Source organism: Streptomyces sp. Q2, assembly GCF_056820935.1.
In genome coordinates, this window is sequence record NZ_JBXEJE010000071.1 from 26,417 (window position 1) to 34,857 (window position 8,441).

The window sequence follows — 8,441 nt, forward strand, 5'->3', positions numbered from 1 at the left end:
CATCAGCGAGCGGTCCGTCGGGCGGATCGGGGCGTGCAGCTCACTGGTACCGGTCAGGAACCGGTCCACGCCACGCGCGGCGGAGCGGCCCTCCGCGATCGCCCAGACGATGAGCGACTGNTCAGCGAGCGGTCCGTCGGGCGGATCGGGGCGTGCAGCTCACTGGTACCGGTCAGGAACCGGTCCACGCCACGCGCGGCGGAGCGGCCCTCCGCGATCGCCCAGACGATGAGCGACTGGCCGCGGCCGGCGTCACCGGCGACGTACACGCCCGGCACGTTGGTCTGGAAGTCGGCGTCGCGGGCGATGTTGCCGCGCTCGTCGAGCTCCAGGCCGAACTGGTCGACCAGGCCGTTCTCGCGGTCGGTGCCGGTGAAGCCCATGGCGAGGGTGACCAGCTGGGCGGGGATCTTGCGCTCCGTGCCCGGCTTCGGGGTCAGCTTGCCCTCGACGAACTCGACCTCGCTGAGGTGCAGCCACTGGACGTTGCCGTCCTCGTCGCCCTCGAAGTGGGTGGTGGAGACGGAGTAGACCCGCTCGCCGCCCTCCTCGTGCGCGGAGGTGACCTTGTAGAGCATCGGGAAGGTCGGCCACGGCTGGGAGACCGGGTTCCGGTCCTCGTTCGGGCGGGGCATGATCTCCAGCTGCGTGACGGAGGCCGCGCCCTGGCGGTGGGCGGTGCCCACGCAGTCGGCGCCGGTGTCACCGCCGCCGATCACGACCACGTGCTTGCCCTCGGCCGAGATCGGGGGCGCCACGAAGTCGCCCTCCTGCACCTTGTTGGCCAGGGGCAGGTACTCCATGGCCTGGTAGATGCCCTTGAGCTCGCGGCCCGGGACCGGCAGGTCGCGCGCGGTCGTCGCACCGGCGGCGATGACGATCGCGTCGTACCGCTTCTTCAGGTCGGTCGCCTTGAGGTCGCGGCCGATCTCGATGCCGGTGCGGAAGCGGGTGCCCTCCGCGCGCATCTGCTCGATACGGCGGTTGATGTGCCGCTTCTCCATCTTGAACTCGGGGATGCCGTACCGGAGGAGGCCTCCGATGCGGTCCGCGCGCTCGTAGACGGCGACGGTGTGGCCGGCCCGGGTCAGCTGCTGGGCGGCGGCCAGACCGGCCGGGCCCGAGCCGATGACCGCGACCGTCTTGCCCGACAGGCGCTCGGGCGCCTGCGGGGCGACGTCACCGGTCTCCCACGCCTTGTCGATGATCGAGACCTCGACGTTCTTGATGGTCACCGGCGGCTGGTTGATGCCGAGCACACACGCCGACTCGCAGGGAGCGGGGCACAGCCGGCCCGTGAACTCCGGGAAGTTGTTCGTGGCGTGCAGCCGCTCGGAGGCGTTCGCCCAGTCCTCGCGGTAGGCGTAGTCGTTCCACTCGGGAATCAGGTTCCCCAGCGGACAGCCGTTGTGACAGAACGGGATGCCGCAGTCCATGCACCGGCTGGCCTGCTTGCTGATGATCGGCAGCAGTGAACCGGGAACGTAGACCTCGTTCCAGTCCTTCAGACGGACGTCGACGGGGCGGGACTTGGCGACCTCGCGCCCGTGGTTCAGAAAGCCCTTCGGGTCAGCCATTGATCGCCGCCTCCATCATCTTCTCGGTGATCTCGGTCTCGGTGAGACCCGCTCGCTCGGCGGCGTCCTTGGCGGCGAGCACTGCCTTGTACGTGCTGGGGATGATCTTGCTGAAGCGCTCCACGGAGACGTCCCAGTCGACGAGCAGCTTCTCGGCGACCGTCGAGGCGGTCTCCTCGGCGTGGCGGCGCACCACGTCGTGCAGCCACTGCTTGTCGGTGTCGTCCAGTGCCTCGATCGCGTCCACGTTGCCGATGTTGACGTTGTCGCGGTTCAGGTCGATGACGTACGCGACACCGCCGGACATGCCGGCCGCGAAGTTGCGGCCCGTCTCGCCCAGCACCACCGCGTGACCGCCGGTCATGTACTCGCAGCCGTGGTCGCCCACGCCCTCGGAGACGACGGTGGCGCCGGAGTTGCGGACGCAGAACCGCTCGCCGGTGCGACCGCGCAGGAAGAGCTCGCCGCCGGTCGCGCCGTACGCGATGGTGTTGCCCGCGATGGTCGAGAACTCGGCGAGGTGGTCGGCGCCCCGGTCGGGACGGACGATCACCCGGCCGCCGGAGAGGCCCTTGCCGACGTAGTCGTTGGCGTCGCCCTCCAGGCGCAGCGTGACGCCGCGCGGGAGGAAGGCGCCGAAGGACTGGCCGGCGGAGCCCGTGAAGGTGATGTCGATGGTGTCGTCGGGCAGGCCCGCGCCACCGAACTTCTTGGTCACCTCGTGGCCGAGCATGGTGCCGACCGTGCGGTTGATGTTGCGGATCGCGACCTGGGCGCGCACCGGCTGGGCGTCGGTCGCGGAGTCCGCGGCCAGGGCGTCGCCGGCGAGCTTGATCAGCTCGTTGTCGAGCGCCTTCTCCAGGCCGTGGTCCTGCTGGATGACCTGGTGCAGCGGGGCACCCTCGGGCAGCTGAGGCACGTAGAAGAGCGGGGACAGGTCCAGGCCCTGCGCCTTCCAGTGGTCGACCGCGCGGGTCACGTCGAGGGTCTCGGCGTGGCCGACGGCCTCCTCGATGGAGCGGAAGCCCAGCTCGGCGAGGATCTCGCGGACCTCCTCGGCGATGAACTGGAAGAAGTTCACCACGTACTCGGCCTTGCCGGTGAACCGGTCGCGCAGGACCGGGTTCTGGGTGGCGATGCCGACCGGGCAGGTGTCCAGGTGGCAGACGCGCATCATGACGCAGCCGGAGACGACGAGCGGCGCGGTCGCGAAACCGAACTCCTCGGCGCCGAGCAGCGCGGCGATGACGACGTCACGGCCGGTCTTGAGCTGGCCGTCGGTCTGCACGACGATGCGGTCGCGCAGGCCGTTGAGCAGCAGCGTCTGCTGGGTCTCGGCGAGACCGAGCTCCCAGGGACCGCCCGCGTGCTTCAGCGAGGTGAGCGGGGAGGCGCCCGTGCCGCCGTCGTGGCCGGAGATGAGCACCACGTCCGCGTGCGCCTTCGACACACCCGCCGCGACCGTGCCGACGCCGACCTCGGAGACCAGCTTCACGTGAATCCGCGCCTGCGGGTTCGCGTTCTTCAGGTCGTGGATCAGCTGGGCCAGGTCCTCGATGGAGTAGATGTCGTGGTGCGGCGGCGGGGAGATCAGACCGACACCCGGGGTGGAGTGACGGGTCTTGGCGACCCACGGGTAGACCTTGTGGCCGGGCAGCTGGCCGCCCTCGCCGGGCTTGGCGCCCTGGGCCATCTTGATCTGGATGTCGTCCGCGTTGACCAGGTACTCCGAGGTCACGCCGAAGCGGCCGGAGGCGACCTGCTTGATCGAGGAGCGGCGGGCCGGGTCGTAGAGCCGGTCCGCGTCCTCGCCGCCCTCACCGGTGTTGGACTTGCCGCCCAGCTGGTTCATGGCGATGGCGAGCGTCTCGTGGGCTTCCTTCGAGATGGAGCCATACGACATGGCGCCCGTCGAGAACCGCTTGACGATCTCGGTGACCGGCTCGACCTCGTCGATGGAGATCGGCTGGCGGTCGGAGGTGAAGCCGAACAGGCCGCGCAGCGTCATCAGGCGCTCGGACTGCTCGTTCACGCGCTCGGTGTACTTCTTGAAGATGTCGTACCGGCCGCTGCGCGTGGAGTGCTGGAGGCGGAAGACGGTCTCCGGGTCGAACAGGTGCGGCTCGCCCTCGCGACGCCACTGGTACTCGCCGCCTATCTCCAGCGCGCGGTGGGCCGGCGCGATGCCGCTGGCCGGGTACGCCTTGGCGTGGCGGGCGGCGACCTCCTTGGCGATGACGTCGATGCCGACGCCGCCGATCTTGGTGGCCGTACCGCTGAAGTACTTGGTGACGAACTGCTCGTCCAGGCCGACCGCTTCGAAGACCTGGGCGCCGCGGTAGGAGGCGACGGTCGAGATGCCCATCTTGGACATGACCTTCAGGACGCCCTTGCCGAGGGCGTAGATCAGGTTGCGGATGGCCTGCTCGGCCTCGATGTCCGACAGGAAGGTGCCCGCGCGGACCAGGTCCTCGACGGACTCCATGGCCAGGTACGGGTTCACGGCCGCGGCGCCGAAGCCGATCAGCAGGGCGACGTGGTGGACCTCGCGGACGTCACCGGCCTCGACCAGCAGACCCACCTGGGTGCGCTGCTTGGTGCGGATGAGGTGGTGGTGGACGGCCGCGGTGAGCAGCAGCGACGGGATCGGCGCGTGCTCGGCGTCCGAGTGGCGGTCCGACAGGACGATGAGGCGGGCGCCGTTGTCGATGGCGGCGTCGGCCTCGGCGCAGATGTCGTCCAGGCGGGCGGCGAGGGCTTCGCCGCCGCCGGAGACCCGGTACAGGCCGGACAGGGTCGCGGCCTTCATGCCGGGCATGTCGCCGTCGGCGTTGATGTGGATGAGCTTGGCGAGCTCGTCGTTGTCGATGACCGGGAAGGGCAGCAGCACGCTGCGACAGGACGCGGCGGTCGGCTCCAGCAGGTTGCCCTGCGGGCCGAGGGACGAGCGCAGGCTGGTGACCAGCTCTTCCCGGATGGCGTCCAGCGGCGGGTTGGTGACCTGCGCGAACAGCTGGGTGAAGTAGTCGAAGAGCAGTCGCGGACGCTCGCTCAGTGCGGCGATCGGCGAGTCGGTGCCCATCGAACCGATCGGCTCGGCACCGGCCTTGGCCATCGGCGCGAGGATGACGCGCAGCTCCTCCTCGGTGTAGCCGAAGGTCTGCTGGCGGCGGGTGACCGAGGCGTGCGTGTGCACGATGTGCTCGCGCTCGGGCAGGTCGGACAGCTCGATCTCGCCGGCTTCCAGCCACTCCGCGTACGGCTTCTCGGCGGCGAGCTGGGCCTTGATCTCGTCGTCCTCGATGATGCGGTGCTCGACGGTGTCGACGAGGAACATGCGGCCGGGCTGCAGGCGGCCCTTGCGCACGACCCTGGCCGGGTCGATGTCGAGGACGCCGACCTCGGAGCCGAGGACGACGAGGCCGTCGTCGGTGACCCAGTAGCGGCCGGGGCGCAGACCGTTGCGGTCGAGGACCGCGCCGACCTGCTTGCCGTCGGTGAAGGTGACGCAGGCCGGGCCGTCCCAGGGCTCCATCATCGTGGCGTGGAACTGGTAGAAGGCGCGCCGGGCCGGGTCCATGGAGTCGTGGTTCTCCCACGCCTCCGGGATCATCATCAGCACGGAGTGCGGCAGTGAACGGCCGCCCAGGTGCAGGAGTTCCAGGACCTCGTCGAAGGACGCGGAGTCGGAGGCGTCCGGCGTGCAGATCGGGAAGACCCGGTCGATCGTGTCCTGGCCTCCGAACAGGTCGGAGACGATCTGGGACTCGCGGGCCGCCATCCAGTTGCGGTTGCCCTTGACCGTGTTGATCTCACCGTTGTGCGCGACGAAGCGGTACGGGTGCGCGAGCGGCCAGCTCGGGAAGGTGTTCGTCGAGAAGCGCGAGTGGACCAGCGCGATGGCCGACGCGAAGCGGCGGTCGGACAGGTCCGGGAAGAAGGGCTCCAGCTGGCCGGTGGTCAGCATGCCCTTGTAGACGATCGTCCGCGCGGACAGCGACGGGAAGTACACGTCGACCTCGCGCTCGGCGCGCTTGCGCAGCACGAACGCCTTGCGGTCGAGGGTGATGTCCGTCGAGGAACCGTCCGCGACGAAGATCTGCCGGAAGGCGGGCATCGTCGAACGGGCGGTGGCGCCGAGCAGTTCGGGGGCGACCGGCACGTCGCGCCAGCCGAGGACCGTCAGGCCCTCCTCCGCGGCGATCGTCTCGATGCGTGAGACGGCTTCTTCGGCGCCGTCCTCGGGCAGGAAGGCGATACCGACCGCGTACGCGCCGGCAGCGGGCAGCTCGAATTCGGCCACCTCACGGAAGAAGGCGTCCGGCACCTGGGACAGGATGCCCGCCCCGTCACCCGAGTCGGGCTCGGAGCCGGTGGCACCGCGGTGTTCCAGGTTGCGCAGAACAGTCAGCGCCTGCTCGACCAGCGCGTGGCTCGCCTCGCCGGTGAGGGTGGCCACAAAGCCGACGCCACAGGCGTCGTGCTCGTTGCGGGGGTCGTACATACCCTGCGCAGCAGGGCGAGCATCCATGAACGACCGCTTCTGGCCATTCGTGGAGTGCTGGGACGGCTGGCGCGGCGTACGCATCGGCTCTCCCGTCGTCGTCATGTGGCATATGCAGATTGCCGAGGGACGACGTTGGCCCTCTGCGTGAGTGCAAAATTTCGTGCAGGTTACATGATGGAGCGGATCTCGGGAACCGGATACTCCGTTCCAACATGCGGACGCCGCAGGGTCGCGGCGGGGGTACCGCGCTCGGCGGCGCAAGGTATTTGGGGATCGAAGCGGACAGATCGATGTCCGTCGACCCGAGGGGGCGGAGAGAGCGTCGTCGCCCACCCCGCGGGTGCGCCGCGGGCCTCATTGCCCACAGCGCTTACGGCTCATGCCCGGTGGTTAAGCATTCGAAACCAGCGAGTAACGGCTACTTATGCGGCCCATCGCATAACTTGCAGCCGACCTATCCTACGACCGTTCCGAACAAGCTGCCCAGGGCGTACGTCACACCGGCCGCCGCACCCCCGAGAGCGAGCTGCCGCAGCCCGCTGAACCACCAGGTCCGCGCCGTCACCCTGGCCACGACCGCGCCGCAAGCGAAGAGCCCGAAGAGCGCGAGCAGTACGGCGGGCCACAGGTCGGTGGCGCCGAGCAGATACGGCAGTACGGGGAGCAGGGCGCCCAGCGCGAACGCCCCGAACGAGGACACGGCGGCGACCAGCGGCGAGGGCAGGTCCCCGGGATCGATGCCCAGTTCCTCGCGGGCGTGTATCTCCAGCGCCTGCTCCGGGTCGCGGGACAGCTGCCGGGCCACTTCCCGGGCCAGCTCCGGCTCGACCCCTCGCCCTTCGTACAGGGCCGCGAGTTCGGCCTCCTCGTCCTTCGGGTGCTTTCTCAGCTCCCGGCGCTCCACGTCCAGCTCGGCCTCGACGAGTTCGCGCTGCGAGGCGACCGAGGTGTACTCACCGGCGGCCATGGAGAAGGCGCCTGCGGCGAGCCCCGCGAGCCCGGTGATGACGATGGTCTGCCGGCCGACCGATCCGCCCGCGACACCGGTCATGAGGGCGAGGTTGGAGACCAGGCCGTCCATCGCGCCGAAGACGGCGGGCCTGAGCCAGCCGCCGTTCACATCCCGGTGGGTGTGGTTGTCGCGGTGCGCCTCGTGCAGTGACGCCTCGGTTTCGATGATGGCCATGCGGTCCCCCAGGGAGAGCTTCTTCGGGCTTCTTTGGACTTCTTCTAGTTTTCGACAACAAGGAGACTACGCTCCCGAATTCCCGCCCGCCAGCAAGGAAAGGCTGGGCTAACCTGCGGTTTTACCTTCCGACGCTCATTCGATCGAGGTGGTGCACAAATGTCGACCGGGTGATGCTGAGGCCACCGAGGCTCTGGCGAACCGCTGCGGTGGCACACATCCGCAAAGGGCTCCGCCCCCTGCGCGGAGCCCTCGGAGGAGAGGCCGCGTATGGCATCGATCGCCTGCATTCCCCCGGTCCCGGCGCCCGGCGACGCCGCCGAACTCCGCGACCGGGCCCGCGGCGCCCTGCTCGGCCTGGCCGTGGGAGACGCCCTCGGGGCTCCGGCGGAGAACATGAAGCCCTCCGAGATCCGCGCCCGCTGGGGCCGTATCACCGGCTACGTCGCGGACAACCCGTCCGGCACGGACGACACCGAGTACGCGATCTTCTCCGGCCTCCTGCTGGCCCGGCACGGCTCCGCCCTCACCCCGGCCCACGTCGAGGCGGCCTGGCACGAGTGGATCGCGGACCGCGACGAAGGCCCCTTCCGAGGCGCGGGTTTCAGCGAACGCGGCACGCTGGAGAACCTGCGCCGCGGCCTCGCGGCCCCCATCTCCGCCCAGCACCGCCACGCCTGGAGCGACGGCCTGGCCATGCGCGCGGCCCCCTTCGGCGTCTTCGCCTGCGGCCGCCCCGCCGAGGCGGCCCGCCTGGTGGCGATCGACGGCTCGGTGAGCCACGACGGCGAGGGCATCTACGGCGGCCAGGCGGTGGCGGCGGGTGTCGCGGCGGCGATGGCCGGAGCACCGACGATCGCCGTGGTCACCTCGGCCCTGGCGGTCGTGCCCGACGACTCGTGGACGGCCCGCTCGCTGCGCCGCGCGGTGGCGGTGGCCCACCGCGGCGAACGAGCGGTCCGCTCGGCGGTCGTCGTCGGCGGCTACCCCTGGACCGACCTGGCCCCCGAGGCGGTCGCCCTCGCCTTCGGCGCCTACGCGGCCGCCGACGGCGACTTCGTCCAGGCGGTGCTCACCGCCGTCAACATGGGCCGCGACGCCGACACCACGGCGGCGGTGGCGGGCGCCCTGGCCGGCGCCACCCACGGCGCCGGTGCGATCCCGGCCGGCT

The 8,441-nt window shown here is 70.2% G+C and carries 3 protein-coding genes and 1 pseudogene; 1 reads left to right on the forward strand and 3 read right to left on the reverse strand.

Annotated elements, in window-relative coordinates:
• Positions 1-122: 122 nt before the first annotated feature.
• From ACWBNA_RS45095 to ACWBNA_RS45105, 3 genes and pseudogenes are all read right to left on the reverse strand, one after another.
• A pseudogene (locus ACWBNA_RS45095) lies at positions 123-1,577 on the reverse strand (glutamate synthase subunit beta); the annotation flags it as partial.
• Positions 1,570-6,165: a glutamate synthase large subunit gene (gltB, locus tag ACWBNA_RS45100; protein WP_482710411.1), complete on the reverse strand. Its 4,596-nt coding sequence runs from the start codon at positions 6,163-6,165 to the stop codon at positions 1,570-1,572. The pseudogene ACWBNA_RS45095 and the gene gltB, both read right to left, overlap by 8 nt.
• A gap of 373 nt (positions 6,166-6,538) precedes the next feature.
• On the reverse strand, positions 6,539-7,270 hold the full coding sequence (locus ACWBNA_RS45105) for a VIT1/CCC1 transporter family protein (RefSeq protein ID WP_482710408.1): 732 nt from the start codon (positions 7,268-7,270) through the stop codon (positions 6,539-6,541).
• Between the two features lie 270 nt (positions 7,271-7,540).
• Here ACWBNA_RS45105 and ACWBNA_RS45110 point away from each other — a divergent pair.
• Positions 7,541-8,441: ADP-ribosylglycohydrolase family protein (locus ACWBNA_RS45110; protein ID WP_482710409.1), on the forward strand; the 901-nt coding region annotated here is incomplete at its 3' end.

Excerpts from the sequence above, each read along its gene's own strand:
- gltB (WP_482710411.1), bottom strand. The coding sequence starts at position 6,165 with ATGCGTACGCCGCGCCAGCCGTCCCAGCACTCCACGAATGGCCAGAAG.
- ACWBNA_RS45105 (WP_482710408.1), bottom strand. The coding sequence starts at position 7,270 with ATGGCCATCATCGAAACCGAGGCGTCACTGCACGAGGCGCACCGCGAC.